Raw genomic sequence first — 15,491 nt, forward strand, 5'->3', positions numbered from 1 at the left:
CTCCGCGCACCGCCCGCCATAGCCGGCCGACGGATTGCCAGCCGGCACCACCTGAGGGGTGATGCCGGCTGGCAAGCGTTTACTTCAGCGTAGAACCGGGGTTTCGAATCCCGGCCACCTGTTCTCGGTGGCACGGAAAGGAATACGCCCGGCTGTGCGCGATGCCAATGCAGTAAGGCCGATGCCGTCACCACATTCAACATTTTCAGAATCGTTGCATGCGGCGCAATGAGGCGGGAGCCTTGTGCTGCAAGGCTGTCGTCGGTGTCAGTGGTGCAAGCCGGCAGAGTGTCGGCATCCGCCCGGCGAGGTCGTGAACGAGGCGGATACGACAGAATTGCCAAAGGCTGCCTGGCGTCAGTAACCCTTCAGCGCCGCCTTGGTTCGCTCCAGCCATGCGGCATTGTGGCTCCGTGCATGGCGCGACCAATGCTGGGCATCGTCGATGATGCTGGCGAACAAGGTGCGGGCCTGCTCACGATCGTCGGGCTGCGGCTGTGCCATCAGCCATTCGGCGTAGAGGCAGCGAGCGGCCGCATCGTTCCCGCATTCCACGGCGCGCTCGAACGCGGCGCGGGCGCCGGGGGCTTGGGCGGTTGCCAATGCCTGCGCGTACAGCAGGGTCTGTTCCGGCTTGCGGCGCACGTCCGGGTGGCGTGCGAACAGGCCGTCCAGCGCCTCCACCGCAAGCGCCGCGTGCCCGGACTCGAGGCGGGCACGGGCAAGGCCGGTCAGGATGTAGGGATCGTCGCCCAGCGGCGAGCTGGCTGCCTGTTCAAGCAGGGTCCTGGCTTCCTCGGCCTGGCCGGCATCCAGCAGCGTCATGCCCAGGCGAACCCGATTCTGCACGGTGGGCGTGCGCGCCAGTTCGGTACGGGCGTTGCGAAGGTCCTGGCCCGGGTCCATGAGCTGCTTGGCGGAACGGACGACCTGCCGGGCGCCGCGCGAATGGCGGGCTTCCGGAAAGTAGATCGCCAGGAAGTAGACGACGCTGCCGAGCAGCGGGAACGAGAAGAGCAGGATAAGCCAGTAGAGGCTCTGGCCCGAGCGGATGGCGTGCACCGCGAAGTAGATGGCTGCCAGTACGTGGAGTCCGATTCCGATATAGGGCATGTGCGCCGCCTCGTCCTTGTGAGGGTTGGCACTATAGTGGGGGAGGGGTAGGGCGCCAATGGGGTGTGGCGGCTGGGTGTGACGCGTCACGTTAATTGGGTTGGATTCTGCGAGGCGGAGCGCTGCATGTCACTATGTGGCGGAGCTGCATCGATGGAAGTGGGATACAACGTACGTATGCAGAAGACGCCAAGGATGGCCGACGTTGCGGGATGGGGCTCGGCGCTTTCTGATAGGGATACTTCTAGCTAGCGTTCGCGCCCTGGCCGTGCGCCATTCACCGATTGTTCTATCGACCGTCAAGGGCTCTCCCTGGCTGATCTACGCCCTAGTGATGCTGGCTTATGTCTCGATTGCTTCGAGTTGGCTGGGTTTCGAACGTGCCAGGGCGATTTCATCTGGAAGTAGCAAGTACAATGTGATCGTGCATGTCGATGGGCACGCAGCAGAGTGCTCTGAATCTGATTGGGTGGCTTGGTTACAGCTGCGCACTCTGGGATCAGGCGAGGAAGACTGCTGCGCCTGCGCCTGTGAGTGAGGTTGGGAGGGGGATTATTCGGAAGGGGGGCAGTTCTCTGTAGATCGAGAGAGCCCGGCGACTGAAGCGCTCTAGAAATGCCTATGAATTACCTGTCTTGTGGCTATAAGGATGACTTGCTGGGGGTATGAGAAGGACGATTTTTCTGACTGGCGGCCTCCAAGCAGCTCGATGAAACTCCGCCACTGAGGGAACATGAAGTCGCTTGATCACCCCGGGACTTCAGAACTACGCACTTAATGACGTGTAATGACACAACTCGGGCCTCCGTTTTTCGTTAGACCTGGACTTTTGAGCGGCGAAAAGCTCGCATCCACGCCTAAAATTCTTGCTGGCGAAGTCCATCCATCCTATTATTTCGCTTCATCAGGGACATGGTTCATAGAACGACCGCCCATTGAGAAGCCTCACAACCGGACCCGGCGGTCTGTCGCTATGCAAACAAGGGAGATTTATGGCCAGGCCTCGCGTTTTTGTAAGCTCTACGTACTATGACTTAAAGCACCTTCGGTCATCACTGGAAAATTTTATCGAGAGCATGGGCTATGAGCCCGTACTGGCCGAGAAGGACAATATCGCCTACTCACCAGACTCGCCATTGGATGAGTCTTGCTCCCGCGAGGCCCGGAACAGTGATGTGTATGTGCTCATCATTGGCGGGCGTTATGGATCTGAAGTAAGTAGCTCGCGAACCAGCGAAGGCAATCAAAGAGAGTTCTTTGATCGATACGAATCAGTTACGAAATATGAGTACATCAATGCGCTAGAGCGCAATATTCCTATCTACATTCTTATCGATTCTGCCGTTGATGCTGAATACCAGACTTATTTGAAAAACAAAAGCAGTAAAGACATACAGTACGCACATGTCGATTCGATAAACGTCTTCATCCTGATTGAAGAGATTCGGCAAAGGAAGCAAAACAACCCGATAAAACTGTTCTCTCGATATGCGGAGATCGAAAACTGGCTTCGCGAGCAGTGGGCCGGCCTGTTTCAGGAATTCATACACCGCCTATCGGCCGCCCAGCAAATTCATGATCTTAGCACGAAGATCGAAGAGCTTGGACAAACCACAGAGACCTTGAAAAGGTACCTGGAGCAAATTGTCGAGAGTGTATCTCCGAAGAAGCCTGATGCTCTTGAAATGATTAAGCAGGAAAACGCACGCTTGGTGGAGGCAAGGCGCGACGCAGAGCTGTTGAGTTTTGGTTACGTCAAACATATAAATGTCGCGCATGGCGTCGACCTGGAGTCCATTCGCAGTGCATTACGGCAGAGCGATAAGTATTCGAGGTTTGTCGAGGTTCTCTTTCCGAAGGGAGGGCCCTCGTGCCTGGGCATGGGTAAGGCCTTTTCGCAGCTAAATGAGGCACGTCTATTCCTTGACTTGCCCCCATTTCCTGAGGCAGACCTCGATGCGATTCGAGAGCAGATTCGCAGCCCTAGAAAGTTGACTAGGAAGGCGCCTGAGGAAATCGTGGCGCGCAAACCCCCGGCAGCGCGCAAGCCGGCAGAACCCAAGGCATCTTCTAGCAAACCTCGAAAGGCCAGGCCTCATTAACATGATGCCTACTGCTGTGCGCTCAAATCTAAGCCACTATGGGCCGGCCCGTGAAACGGACAAAGTTCGGCGTACTGCTGTCGGCGAATTCGACCACCGAGCGCATAAGGGCTGCGGCGGGGTCGCCTGTGACGAGCGCGAGCAAGACACAGCCGACCACCGCCGCGGCGAACGGGAGCACCCTGATCCCAGTTGGTAAACGCCCACTGGGTACATTCCCCGAGGCGCCGCCATATCCGGCCAGCTTCTGAGTGCTGCGGCGTGTCACGTCGAGAAACCCATCGGTTAACATGCCCCCACGCCTCTGCAACGGCTATAGAGATTCGATCCGGATGCATTGGAGGAACAACTTTCGCCACCCCGGAGGGCGGATTGCAGGTTGTCCGCCAACGCGCTTCCGATGAAAATTCCGAGCGAAACAGAGAATTGCAGACCTACAAAAGAGCTTGAGGGAAGCATGTTGAGATCTGTCGAGGCTGTCTATAACTGCCCGCGCTGCCGGGCGAATCAGATTACTTTTGATGTCCACTCGATTCACAAGGTTGGAATCGCCTATCGTTGGCAAAAGATATATGAGGCTTCAGCCGTCTGCCGAAAATGTAGCCTGATGAGCATCCTTGTTCTCAAAAGCTCGGAAGTAGATAGTAAGGATGAGGACGAAGCAGTTTCTGGTGGCGTACCAGTTTGCCTCAACCATATTATGAAGGTAGACGGGCATGTAAGCTGCAAGGACGCTGCCGGAGTTGCGCCACCAGAGCACCTGCCCGAAAAGGTGAAGGCCGCATTCCAGGAGGGCGCGACATGTCTTGCGGTTGGCTGTATCAATGCCGCAGGCACCATGTTTCGATTGTGCGTTGACTTCGTTGCCACTGACCTTGTCAATGCCAACAGGGATAAACAGCCAGACGCCAGAACAAAGCGATCTCTGGGCCTGCTTCTTCAGTGGCTCTACGATGAGAACCGAATTTTGCCGGAGCTTCACGAGCTGTCCGCCTGCATCAAGGATGATGGAAACGACGGAGCTCACAGAGGCACGTTGTCCCAAGCCGACGCAGACGACCTACTCGACTTCACCATCGAGCTTCTGGAGTCCCACTACACGCGAAAGGCGCGACTTCAAGGGGCAGCCGAACGGCGCGCGGCGCGTCACCAACAAGCTTAGTCGGGGCGGGAGTAGGGGCGGCGCCCCTACGAACAACGCCTCACACGCGCTGATACGGTTTCGGCCCACGACTCATGTAGACCACATTGGACTAGACCACATTGGACGCCTCGGCGTCGGGGTCGGGATCACGCACGCCGAACCGTCGTTCTCGGCGAATTCTGAGCGCTTCGGCTAGGTAGATCACGCTGGATTTCGCCGTGGTCGAGGCCTTTGTCTGCCGCACCGAAAACGCCCGGCCTCTAACGCATTGATTTTAGAAGATATGGATGGGGTGAGCTTAGCCTCTTCCTGGCAGCTTCCGTCCACCAAAGATGCCCGATATTTCCGGAAGTCCACCAAAGATGCCCGATATTCCCGGAAGTTCACCAAAGACGCCCGGCATTTCCAGAAGTACATAAATAACGCCCAACAGTTCCGGAAGCCCATAAAACACGCCCACGACTGCCGGGGGTTCATTAGAATTGCCAATTAGCCCACGCGGCGGCAAAGCCTCCCCTTGTGTTGCGTACTCGCATGAAGGCTACTGCCGTTCGCAGTCCGGCACGAGACAGTGCCGTTGCCCCAATGATGGCAAAAATTGCTAAGAACTGCCTGCCTTAGGATTTCTGCTGGATTCTAGCTGTTTTTCGAGGTGTCACCCAGGCGACCCGGACTTCTCTCAAGGAACGGGCGGAACCCTGAAGCTCGATGACCGGATACCCACCTGAAGGCAGTACATCCTTCGGATTCAGCTTGAACACCCTTGCAAGCGTCAACGCCAAGCCTTCCTCATAAGCGGTTGCCAGAACCCACACAAGCGCGTCGACCAAGGCGGATCTTCCCTTAATGCTGTCCAATACCGAAGCGACGATTACGGAAGGGGACCTATCCGGCTTGTCGTTCGCGATACCAAAGGCCGCAGCGGCCAGCTCCAGCGCTGTGCCGCACGCTAACGTTACCATCGGGTCGACAACCGAGAGATTGAGCCAAGTCGCGCCGCTGGCAGAAACACCATAGGGAGCTAGGAACGACTCGTGCCGCTCTACCTCAGTGGGTCCTTGGGTGTCGTAGTGCGTTGAGCGGAAGCTCAGGACAGATAGGCCTTCAAGTCCGACCCTGGCGCATGCCGCTGCAGTGGCCCGCGTCAAAGCATCGTAGGCCATCAATGGGAGCGGAGCGCACATGAGGCCCGAGTTGCCGCCAATCATTGCCCAGCCCCAGAACGCCCCTGGCTCCGGATCGTCAGCGGATGGCTGGAAAGCCTCATACCTTACGTGAGCATTGCCATCGTCCTGGTGGACGGGCGGCATAGGAGTCGTTCTATCAATCAGGCGCGCCAGAGCTGAAGGCCAGCTTTGCGCATCACTGGGGAAGTGAATCACTCGGCCTGCCCGCTGGCGTGATGCCCAATGAAGGTAGTCATCCACCCACTGCGACACTTCACGAGCGGGAAATTGCCTGACGTCCAGTAGCGCTGTGTGGGCGTCGATTGGCTGAAATCCACAAGTACAAGTCCCGAGACCACCGGAGTGGTCAAAACTGGTGCCCAGCGTCCTTCCGCATGCCTCGCAGTGGCTGATGAGCTTCTCGCCATGCCAAGGGCACGCAGAGATGGAAGGAAGGAGAAATAGTGAACAATGGTAGCCGTGAAGTGCGCATGCGGGGCACCGCATATATGGAAGCTCACTACCCGCGAGAAGTCGAAGTGATTGAACTGGAAGCCACGCGGCCGGATTCCATAGATTCTTCGTTGTGACGTCACGGACTTCGATGGCTGACGCAAAAGTATCCTGCACCCGGCCCGGCAGAAGCAAAGGGCGGAGCATGGAGCGCCCAGTCTTACGCCTCACCCCCATGATCATGAGTTGCTCACTTGTTGGCATGCCCAGTGCAACGATCCGCTGCAGCACGCCGTAGCCCGATATGTATGGATAGAACTCATGCTCTGCGCCGACAATCCGAGGCGTAGAAGGATTTACGGCGCGAGAGCTATTCATTGCTTCCCGCTACCTGGTTTGCCGTATTCTGTATCTTCTCAATGATGGCGATTGCCTTGTCGGACATCTTCTCGCGCATGCGAATGAACTCGGTTCGCAGGTACCCGACATGCACAAGCGCAGCACGGACGTCAGATGGAGTGAAGCGTTCGAAACTCTGCTGAAACCAAGCGTTCGTTAGCAGATTCCGCACGGTCGATGTGAAGGAGCACATCGGCCAGCCACTATGTTCGGGAAGTCCCACCTCCCTCCGGAGGGCGGACACAGCATCGCAAATCATCTCCGTTTCAGATTCCAGCCGCCATCCGCGATCAAATGCGTCGGTGGCGAAGTATCTAGAAAATGGCATGTCCTCTGTCGGCCACCATGCTGCGCCGTCGTAGCGCGACAGGGCATGCCTGACCTCATCTCGCGCCGCAAGAGGAAGAAATGGGGCTGAGTCCAGAAACCACCGGCGAACAACATGTGACGGATGGTGCTGCCACATGTCGCCAAGCTCGATGCCCTGCTGGTCACTTTGGTACACAAAGACCAAAAAGAGAGTAAGCCTGTCCTTGCTCATCAAGTTATCAAGATCTTCTAAGCACTGAAACTCAAGATTGGTGAGCCGTTGAGCACTGTCGATGAACAATACGTACCTGCGTACGTCGGCGTGCCCACACGCGGCGCGCATGTGATTGTGTATTCGTGCCCTCAGCTCGTGAGGCCTGGCCGATGACCAGCGCGGCATTCCCAGTTGATGTGAAAGCGCGTGCCAGAAGCTCAGCGGGCTCCTGCATGCATCTGAGGTTGCGACGATTGCCCTGGCCACACCTGCGCGGCGTCCGTCCTCCACGAGCCAGCGCCAGTCGGTTTCGACTAGATAGTCTTGCGCCGTGGATTTGCCAACCCCGCTCTCTGAGTAAAGAGAGCACCCATGATGACCCTGCTGAATGTTGTACAGAACGAAATCCGCCATGCGTTCGACAGGCTTCGTGTTGATACGGTAGCCAGACTCAATGAAAAGTGGATGGTCGGGGTCAAGGCGACGGACGGCCATGATGGCCTCCGCAAGGTCCGATCTAGTCATCAAGATTCACCTTGCCTCCCCGGGGGACTCTTACCGGGATGTGAGCTGGCTGGGACCGAATGTCGGGCAGACGGCCGAAGTGCAACTGCTGCAAGCGCGCAAGTTGGTCGACTGCGGGTTGGGACGTGTCTGCAGTAGATCGAAGATGCGCTATGAAGGCTTCAATTGCACACTCCACGCCAGCGATTGAGAAATCACTGCGCTGTTTGGACCAACGACAGATGATCCTTCGCGTCCTCTCGTCATGCGGCGCGCGCGACCAAGGCGCTCGCGCGGTAGCCACTCCGAATGGCACGGTGGCACTTTGAAGTAGCACGATTGAACGAAGATCGCGCCTATTCACGCGCGCAAGAATCCTGGTGCCAATCAGTCCCCATTTATCGTTAAGGGAAGGGGATCGGTAGTCCGCATACAAGTAGGTGACATGGGGCAACTCCCCATTATCCTTGTTGCCTTTTACGGGCAGGCTTACGATTGTCGAAGCCATATCTGCAGCATCCAGGCCACAGGTTTCCGGCGCAAACGCAAACGCTGACTCTTTGCGATTCGTGAGATACGCTAGCGGCGTCATCTGTCCGAGTGCGGAGTGAGGCGTCGCGTTGTAGTTGGCTATGATGACGTCCAGGAGCTCCTCGAGAAGGTGCATCTGGATGGGATGGGCATCCGGAGAGAAGTTGCTGATCCTGATCTTGTTTTCCCCCAGCCGTTTGGCGGGCTCAAAACCGCCGGGGATCTTACGCAGCGCACCACGTTCCAAGCGCGAGAAGAATTGCTCTACAATGGGTCGTGAGCGCGGTGTGTGCGACTTTCCGAAGATCATCACACCTCCCCGAGCCCTGCAGAATGCTGCTTCGAGTGCATGGGCCGAGTGCGCAAGGAAGTTGTCCAGTGCGACAGCGGCCGAGCGCGTGACTATCGGCGTTGCTGCCTGATAGACGGGCATTCCAGCGCCAGGTGCGTAGAAGAGGTCCGGGATCGTCAGGTCCCTGGGAGCCCAGGGTTCCATTGACTTGGACAAGCAGAGCGCTACATCAAGATTGTCATAGCTCTGGCCGACACAGAGAAGCCATCCCGTTACCGCCCTGGATTCAGTCTCTATTTCGATGAGAAGCCATAGCCGTGACACTTTGCGCGTAACACGCGCGCCATTGGGCATATCGATGGAGATCTTGCATTCAACATCGATTTGGTGCGCGTCAAACTCCGTTCTGGCGAACAGGCCCATCCGTACTGCTTGCTCCAAAGCGACAGGAGCGTTCGATGCCGATTGAGGTTCATAAAGGTCCACGTCGGCTACTGCCGACTGCCGCCGCTTGAGCAAAGCAAGCAGCGAGCGCTTCCCCTTGCCAGGATCGTTCAGGGGGAATTTGTCCTCCAGGTTGTGCTGCTTCAGCTCCGCAAGGACTCGTTGGTGCAATTTTACGAACGCGCTTGGAGGGCGGCCCGGCGGCAGATGGGTTGCAAAGCCATCGATCAAGGCTTTAACACTCGGCACAGCTTCGGAGACTTTGTGCCACGCAAATCTTCCTGGAACCAGCGGCAATTCCGCGGGTTCGAAGGAAAGCTCAGTCGAGTAACTGCCCCATGGAATGCATACGCGAAATCCGTGCGGCATGCCATCGTGGGCTATCGTGGGCGCTTTCATTGCCATGCGCTTCAGGCGTTTGTGGCAGATTCCATATCTCCGGGATATAGCGGTGATGGTGGAACGGCCCAGAAGCAAGGCGGTGAGTGCTTCCTTGGCCACGCGGAACTTGGAGAGATGATCTGGTGCAATATCAACCGGATGTGGGGAGTACCACTCGTCGAGTGTCGCCTGATCATAGATTTCGTACCTAGCCATGACGCACCTCCACGAGGGCATCCGGATCCCCTGGGCGATAGTCCACGAGTTGTACGCGGCCGGTGTAGACGAGGCTTGCCACTGCGCAAGCCACTGCGAACCGGGCCTGGCCCGTCTGCAGTTGTAATGCGCTCATGGTGAGGCGCTCAACGTTCTGGAGCATGTCCTCAATCCTCACTTCCAACTGCCTGGCCCCCGCGATCTTTGCATTGGCCCAGACAAGCGGAAGTAGTTCGTAGGCAACAGCGACCTCGCTGGCGCGAGATGCCAGAGAGTTTTCGTGGACAAGTCGCAATACGAGCCCTTGATTCAAGGCCATGTGGATGAGCTCGTCATCTGCGGGAAGCTTGACTAAGCCAACGCTCAGTGAAGCCACCCGTTTTGTAGGGATTACAAACTGGTAGTGCTGGGTGCCATCCCTCCGCCCGACCCAGAAGCTCAACTCAAGGTCGCGCTTCTCGCCTACCGTGATTCGACGCGGCCTCTCAACATACATCTCCACCTGGGGGTCAAATTCGAGCATCAGCGCCTGGCAAAAGTTGACCAGGTCGGCCACCGTTACGGTCCGCCCATTCTTCGGGGACTGAAATACAAAGATTTCGCGGCGGTCGCGCTTGCCGCGTGCTAGCTCGAGAGGGGAATGGGGCAGATGCCCCTCACGGCGGTCTTCGTCCGTCGGTTTGGCGGTCGCGCTTTTTCCTGCGGTCATCATCCTGCTCCTCAGCCGTCGGCTTGCGAACGTCTGCCCGGTCTCGAGATTGGAACAAGGTGCCCATTCAGGTTCGCCTCCGCCATATGAGATGGGGAGGAAATGGGCGCACCCCTCCGCGCGAACGGGAAGTCGCTTGACTTTGTCAAGGAAAAGGGTGAGCCTCAGGGTACAGGCTGAGTTTCACCACCATCTGCTCCAACAGATGTCACTTGCCCCCGCGCCAACGGGGGCAAGTCATTTCCAGGGTTCGGAGATGTTAGTTTCCGGCTCTTGGTACTCTCCTCGGCGCTCGGCGAGCGCATCTTCGGGGACGTCTTGAGTCTGTTCTTGAAACGCTACAAGCCCGGCCCCTTGAGTTTGGGTTGTGGGGCGTCATTCCTGGTTGGGCTTCAGAGCAGCCGCTTCATCTTGCGGGGTGCCAGATACTGCCGGCGGACTGATTGCGGCCCTCAGCCCAACCATCCAGTCGGCGATGTCCATCGCAAAGGCAAATTTGCCGCGGCGGCCGGGCACTTTGAATATCTTCACGGGCAAGGTTCCGCGTGCCTCTGCTTGGCGGAGCGCGTGGCTGGAGCGATAGCCAAGAGCTCGCGGCAAGTTTTCATAGCCGATGAGAGGCCCGAAATGAAAGGTCAATTCTCTTTCGATCTCACGGCGTTCCGGGGCCAGGATTGATTCGTTGGTCCGCTCCGTCATGGCGTGGTCACACCCCGTCGCTTGTGTCCTCCTGATTCTGCCCCTCTAATACGGATGGTGGAAGGAGTAACAAACTCGCGTTTCGTTACCCATCAAAGGTGAATGGGGAGGGGCACGGCCATGGCGCTCAAAGAGATACCCTTTTACGGCGAGGCGCGACTTGCCCGCATGCGTGCAAGCACGAGCATACTTCCCGCCAACCGAGCCGTGCCGTACTGCCTGCGATCACTCAGTGTCGGATTGTGGTTTGAATGCTTGCGAAGCCGAATGGGCCTATCCAGCGCATACGCGCTCGGACAGTCGATATCCCCGGAGCGTCCCGGCTGCCACTCCAATGTGTGGGTGAAATATGCCCATGCGGAACACGTCCCGTCCCAGGCGACGCAGGCAGCAGCCGAGGCGCGCTATCCCGGCTCCCGCATGGTTCTATGTTCACCGGTCTGGGCCGCTCTGAATGTCCACGAGGCACTTGGCGGTTGTGGAGAATCAATACTCATGTCGCTCAGTGCACCTGTGCAACTGGAAGTGTTCAGCGGAGCGAGCTTGCGAGCCGGCATGTTTGTCCGCCGAGACCGTCGGTTACGAGAGATCACCGAGGGCTTGTGCGGGCTGGGCACTCTGGATAGCCTGGCGGCACTAGTGGTGATGTTGAGGGTCGCCCATGAGCAGGGCAGACGGCATGACTGCTTTGCCTTGGGGCGTGCACTGCACGATTGCCTGCTACTGGTGGGGCAGGATAGTCCCATCCAGCTTATTGCCGAAGAGCTGTTCTGGTACTTCAGCCATTTCGTGCTTCCTTTCACAGGGTGCCGGGGTGTTCGGATTGCATCGTCGCGACGCCGCTTGCTCCTGCAGCATGAGGTTCTCTCCCGCCTCGTACTTGAGCTTGAAGACAGCGGGTTCGACTATCTCCCAGGCATGCGTCACCCGCTCTTGCGGGTAGTCCGCAATCAGCAGCATGCTCCGTCTTTGCGCTTCTTCTCGCCCGGCGTCGGACCCTGCAGCGCAACATCGCGGCAGATGGCGCGGTAGCGCTATCAATACAGAGTCTTGTTGAGACGAGGAGGCATCCAGGATGGTGAGCGCAGAGACTAAAGGCTCGACCGATTACGAAATGAGCCGCTTGTGGTGGGCGGCACGGCTGTCGCAGTCGAGTAGAGGCTCAAGATGATTGCCTATCTTGGTTGGGGGTCGCTGGTATGGCAACCCGACGGTCTACCGGTTCGTGGACAGTGGCTGGCAGACGGGCCAACGGTTTGCGTAGAGTTTTTAAGGCAATCCGGCAATGGACGGCTTACGTTGGTCATGCATGCGGCCGCGTCTGCTGTCACCTCCTTCTGGGTTGAGGCTGGTACCGACGACGAGGGCGACGCCAAGCGAGCCTTGCGTGAGCGGGAAGCCATTCCCTCAAAGAACATGGAGCGACACTTGGGGGTCTGGACACATGGCTGTCCAGCACCGGCGAGTATTCCTGGGCTCGCTGACTGGGCCGCTGCTCGCGGGATTACCACTGTGCTATGGACGGCGCTGCCACCGAAGTTCAACGGGGAAAATCAACGCGTCCCATCAGTGGAAGAAGCAGTTGCCTACCTCGCAAGCCTCTCAGGGCAAACTGCGACGCTCGCAGAAGAGTACGTCCGGCGAGCCCCGCCCCAGATTGACACCGTCTATCGTCGTGAGTTTGCTGCACGTCTAGGCTGGCATCCCCTTCCGAAAGGGAGCTAACTGCGACGTGCGTGTGATAGCCGATGGCCAAACTCCGGCAATGGCCAGCACCGTTTCTCACCTTGGGCCGACTTGGGCCGGAAGGCCCGGCCCTGTCAGCGCTGCCCGGGGCTCCGGCTCAACAACTGGATGAGCAGAAGCCACTTGTGTGTCACTTTGCCGGCGGAGGCAGCACAACGATGAGTGCCATCCATGGGGCGATTGCCAGAACAGTGGCAATGTACGCGTACTTCAAACAGCTGAATTTTGACGAGAGAATCTTGGAATTGCGCCAACATTGACCCAGGAGGTCTTCCTCGAACTCCATCAGCGTACGCTCCGCGCACTTCTGCAAGAACTCGTGCTCGGCCATGCTCGACACCCGTTCAAAGAAGATGAGCGAATTTGACCCGCCTCGCAGTTCCGGAAAATATCCGTACCACAGGTGCCAGAAGCTAACAGTAAGCGGTGTAAGGAACAAAACGCCCACAACCGAGATCAGGGCCGTTAGTTCATCAAGTTTCGGCAGCCGCGTCGCGATCATGGCAAGCATGCCCAGGTTGATACCCAGGCCGACCGAGAGTTTTGTGTCTACACGGGAGAAGAAGCCCAAGACCAAATTCAGCTGCTGCCAAGCGGCACTAACGCGGTCGCTTTGATTTGGCGGGTGGCCGCCAGAATTTTGAGGTTCTTGCACGGGGTGAGTTCTCTGTCTTGAGGGATACGGTTTGTGTTCGTTTGATGGCAGATCGAAGACCGCAGATGTCCAGCGTTCCGCAGCAGCGCGCTCCTGCAGCCGCACAATCCTCAAGGAAAGCTGTGTCGGCCAGCGCACATCGGTGCTGTTCCAAGATGAAAGTGACCAGGGCCGCAGCGTGGTCGCCACATGCAGTGATCGCACCGTCAGGATCGCGGCCACATGGGCAGACTGGGGGTCTCCCGACCAAGGTTTCAGTGCGCGTCGACACCCGAGCAAGGAGTAGTTTGCCGTGCCAGAGCTCGAGCCTCCGCTTCTGAGGGCGCGAATCCTTGCGGACCATGAACTGCCCCGCGAGCACATCTGCCTTGAATGCCGGACCCAGTCGTTCGGCTGCCTGCTCAGCATTGGCCTGATGCTGCGCAGCACGACCGTGCGCGCGGCCGTTCTCCGCTCCAGGAAAGACCCGGCGGGCGTTCGCGCCGATCTGGTAGGTCAGGTACTGGTAGACCGTGGCCCACCAATGCCTCGCTGCTGCTTCGTCTTGGATCCGGCTCGGATTGTCTTCTCCCCAGCCGAGGCAGAAGCTACGGTCACCGTTGATATGCCGATCGGGACAGAACCCCGGCAGCATGCCGGGGTCGGCGATCTCGCGCACTGAGACGTGCTCGCCTGCAACGGAGACGAGCAATCTAAATGCGTACTCGGCTCCGCCGGCCCGAACCACTGTGATCCCAACCAGCCCCCCGACAGGGTCTACGATCAACGTGGCACCGTAGTCCGGTGCCACGCGCTGCAGCAGCTCCAAAGGCCTTGGCGTCACGTCGCGGCCACATGAGGACGGATCGGCTGCGCGAGCGCAGGAGCCACTGCGGGTGCCACTTCAGCGTAGTGTGCCTCCAGTGTTGCCTTCGCCACGCGGTCCCCGGATGCGGCGAGTTCCTCCACCGCTGCGGCATAGTCTAGGTTCGCCGCCTTTCGCTTGTCGGTAAAGACGGTCCGTATCGCGGCGCTGGCGGCCTTGTAGGCATTTTCACCAATGGCCGTCTCCACACCGTCGCAGAGTCGTTGTTGGGCTTCAGATTCCAACACCGCTCGCCCCGTGGCACACCGCAGAAGGCTCCCCTTCATGCCCAGGCGGGAAATGGCAAGGGGGCCAAGTTCGAAGCCAATGGCCAATCCCAGCTCTGCCACTTCCGCGCCTTCGGCGCTCAGTTGCTCCAGGGCAGTGGAGAAACTGCTGCGCAATGCACCCGCGCACTGGGCAGCGGTGCTGACCGTGTCCTGCGCATCTGTCGTCTGTGACGTGCCCTCCAGCAGCACCCCATGAAGGCAGTCGCCAATAAAACGGACACGACGCCCTCCAAAATCCTCGTGTACGACCGCATCCAGCTCAGAGCGCAATACGTGCAGTGTTCGAACCAGATGTTCGGGATCCTCCTCTAAGTGCTTGTCCACGAAGTCGGTGAATCCGTCAATGTCGGCATAGATCGAAACGCCATCAAATCGCCTTGAGTTCGCCGCGCTGAGCAGGGAGAAGTCCAGATCAGAAAGCGGAGGCGTCGGTCGACTGAACTTGAATTCGCCGATAGGGAGCTCGGCCTGTTCATCTTTCCAGAGTTCGATGATGCGCGACTTGGAAATGCCGAGTGCAGCGGCCTCGACGCATGCGGAAATCTGAGCATCGGTCAGCGAAGTGGTGCGGTCCTTGTTGCCGGTCAAGGTAGGCAGTTCAAGCACGGCACGTGCGCCGTGCGTCAGGTAGATGCCTTCAGCCCCTCCATGCCCGGCACACTTGGCCGCCTGATTGGCTGGGGAGCCTAAGAAAAGAGGTTCTCGGCTGGCGCGACGACCATTGTTGACGGCCAACGCCATCCCGCTGTCAATGCCGACACGAACCTGGGCATTGGGGATGTGCGCGTCCGAGTCGCCCGTTTCAGCCAGCACATCGATGGCGAGCTGGGCGATCGCAACCGCGCGCTCGATCCGGGCGCGTTCGTTGGCATCGCCGTACGGCTTGGTCACAACCGCATGCAGCCGCTGGTTGTGAAAGTCCACACGGATGGCATCACTTTCAACGAGGATGCGATGGACGGCGCGGTAGTGCTGATTCAGGAATCGAAGGGCCCGCTTGTGGCAGGTTTCGCCTTCGATGTCAGTGCAGCTAAGCATGTCCGCCAGATTGACGATGTCGATGTAGACATGCGCCCCTTGGACGCGATAGGCGCGATTGACTGGAATATCCACCAGCGAGGTTTCCCGCTTGTAATCGCGGATGTCCACGTCGCGGACTTCGGCGTAACGGGTGGCAATGCGCTTCTTGGTGCGATCTTTTTTCCAGCTGTGTCCCATCGTGCTACTCCCTGCGCCCAAGAGGAGGCCAGGCCGGGCGGGTCGCGTCGCCTACGGCGTGG

At 58.4% G+C, this 15,491-nt stretch carries 12 protein-coding genes; 2 read left to right on the forward strand and 10 right to left on the reverse strand.

Translation table 11 applies throughout. The annotated features are described in order from the left end of the window. Window positions 1-357 precede the first annotated feature (357 nt). Entirely contained in the window at window positions 358-1,113 is a 756-nt protein-coding gene (locus ARC63_RS05940; protein WP_057502808.1) for a tetratricopeptide repeat protein, read from the reverse strand. Between the two features lie 992 nt (window positions 1,114-2,105). On the opposite strand from ARC63_RS05940, the gene ARC63_RS05945 reads away from it, so the two are divergent. Together ARC63_RS05945 and ARC63_RS23130 are read left to right on the forward strand one after the other, a co-directional pair. Next, window positions 2,106-3,215, forward strand: a complete 1,110-nt coding sequence (locus tag ARC63_RS05945; RefSeq protein WP_082587819.1) for a DUF4062 domain-containing protein — start codon at window positions 2,106-2,108, stop codon at window positions 3,213-3,215. Window positions 3,216-3,594: 379 nt separating this feature from the next. Next, window positions 3,595-4,377, forward strand: a complete 783-nt coding sequence (locus tag ARC63_RS23130) for a DUF4145 domain-containing protein (protein WP_139042388.1) — start codon at window positions 3,595-3,597, stop codon at window positions 4,375-4,377. A gap of 599 nt (window positions 4,378-4,976) precedes the next feature. Here the strand turns inward: ARC63_RS23130 and ARC63_RS05960 are convergent. The 9 genes from ARC63_RS05960 to ARC63_RS06000 all read right to left on the reverse strand — a co-directional run bounded on the left by ARC63_RS05960 (window position 4,977) and on the right by ARC63_RS06000 (window position 15,429). Next, entirely contained in the window at window positions 4,977-5,522 is a 546-nt protein-coding gene (locus ARC63_RS05960; protein ID WP_126412179.1) for a hypothetical protein, read from the reverse strand. A gap of 826 nt (window positions 5,523-6,348) precedes the next feature. Next, on the reverse strand, window positions 6,349-7,395 hold the full coding sequence (locus ARC63_RS05965) for an ATP-binding protein (protein ID WP_158003723.1): 1,047 nt from the start codon (window positions 7,393-7,395) through the stop codon (window positions 6,349-6,351). A 22-nt stretch (window positions 7,396-7,417) separates the two neighbouring features. After that, window positions 7,418-9,268, reverse strand: coding sequence for a hypothetical protein (locus tag ARC63_RS05970; protein WP_024956856.1), 1,851 nt, complete (start codon window positions 9,266-9,268; stop codon window positions 7,418-7,420). After that, window positions 9,261-9,977 carry a hypothetical protein gene (locus ARC63_RS05975; RefSeq protein WP_049401583.1) on the reverse strand — a complete coding sequence of 239 codons (717 nt, stop codon included), beginning with the start codon at window positions 9,975-9,977 and terminating at the stop codon, window positions 9,261-9,263. The genes ARC63_RS05970 and ARC63_RS05975 overlap by 8 nt, the downstream gene beginning before the upstream one ends. Window positions 9,978-10,352: 375 nt before the next feature. Further along, window positions 10,353-10,676, reverse strand: a complete 324-nt coding sequence (locus ARC63_RS05980) for a hypothetical protein (protein WP_024956858.1) — start codon at window positions 10,674-10,676, stop codon at window positions 10,353-10,355. A 720-nt stretch (window positions 10,677-11,396) separates the two neighbouring features. Then, on the reverse strand, window positions 11,397-11,636 hold the full coding sequence (locus ARC63_RS23135) for a hypothetical protein (protein WP_126412177.1): 240 nt from the start codon (window positions 11,634-11,636) through the stop codon (window positions 11,397-11,399). Between the two features lie 916 nt (window positions 11,637-12,552). Further along, the gene (locus tag ARC63_RS23895) at window positions 12,553-13,077 is read right to left on the reverse strand and encodes a Pycsar system effector family protein (RefSeq protein ID WP_474752781.1); all 525 of its coding nucleotides are present in this window, start codon (window positions 13,075-13,077) and stop codon (window positions 12,553-12,555) included. Next, entirely contained in the window at window positions 13,022-13,900 is an 879-nt protein-coding gene (locus ARC63_RS23900; RefSeq protein WP_353949944.1) for an E2 domain-containing protein, read from the reverse strand. Before ARC63_RS23900 ends, ARC63_RS23895 begins: the two co-directional genes overlap by 56 nt. After that, on the reverse strand, window positions 13,897-15,429 hold the full coding sequence (locus tag ARC63_RS06000) for an adenylate/guanylate cyclase domain-containing protein (protein WP_043033494.1): 1,533 nt from the start codon (window positions 15,427-15,429) through the stop codon (window positions 13,897-13,899). Before ARC63_RS06000 ends, ARC63_RS23900 begins: the two co-directional genes overlap by 4 nt. Window positions 15,430-15,491: the final 62 nt, after the last annotated feature.

It is taken from the genome of Stenotrophomonas geniculata ATCC 19374 = JCM 13324 (assembly GCF_001431625.1).
Lineage (GTDB): Bacteria > Pseudomonadota > Gammaproteobacteria > Xanthomonadales > Xanthomonadaceae > Stenotrophomonas > Stenotrophomonas geniculata.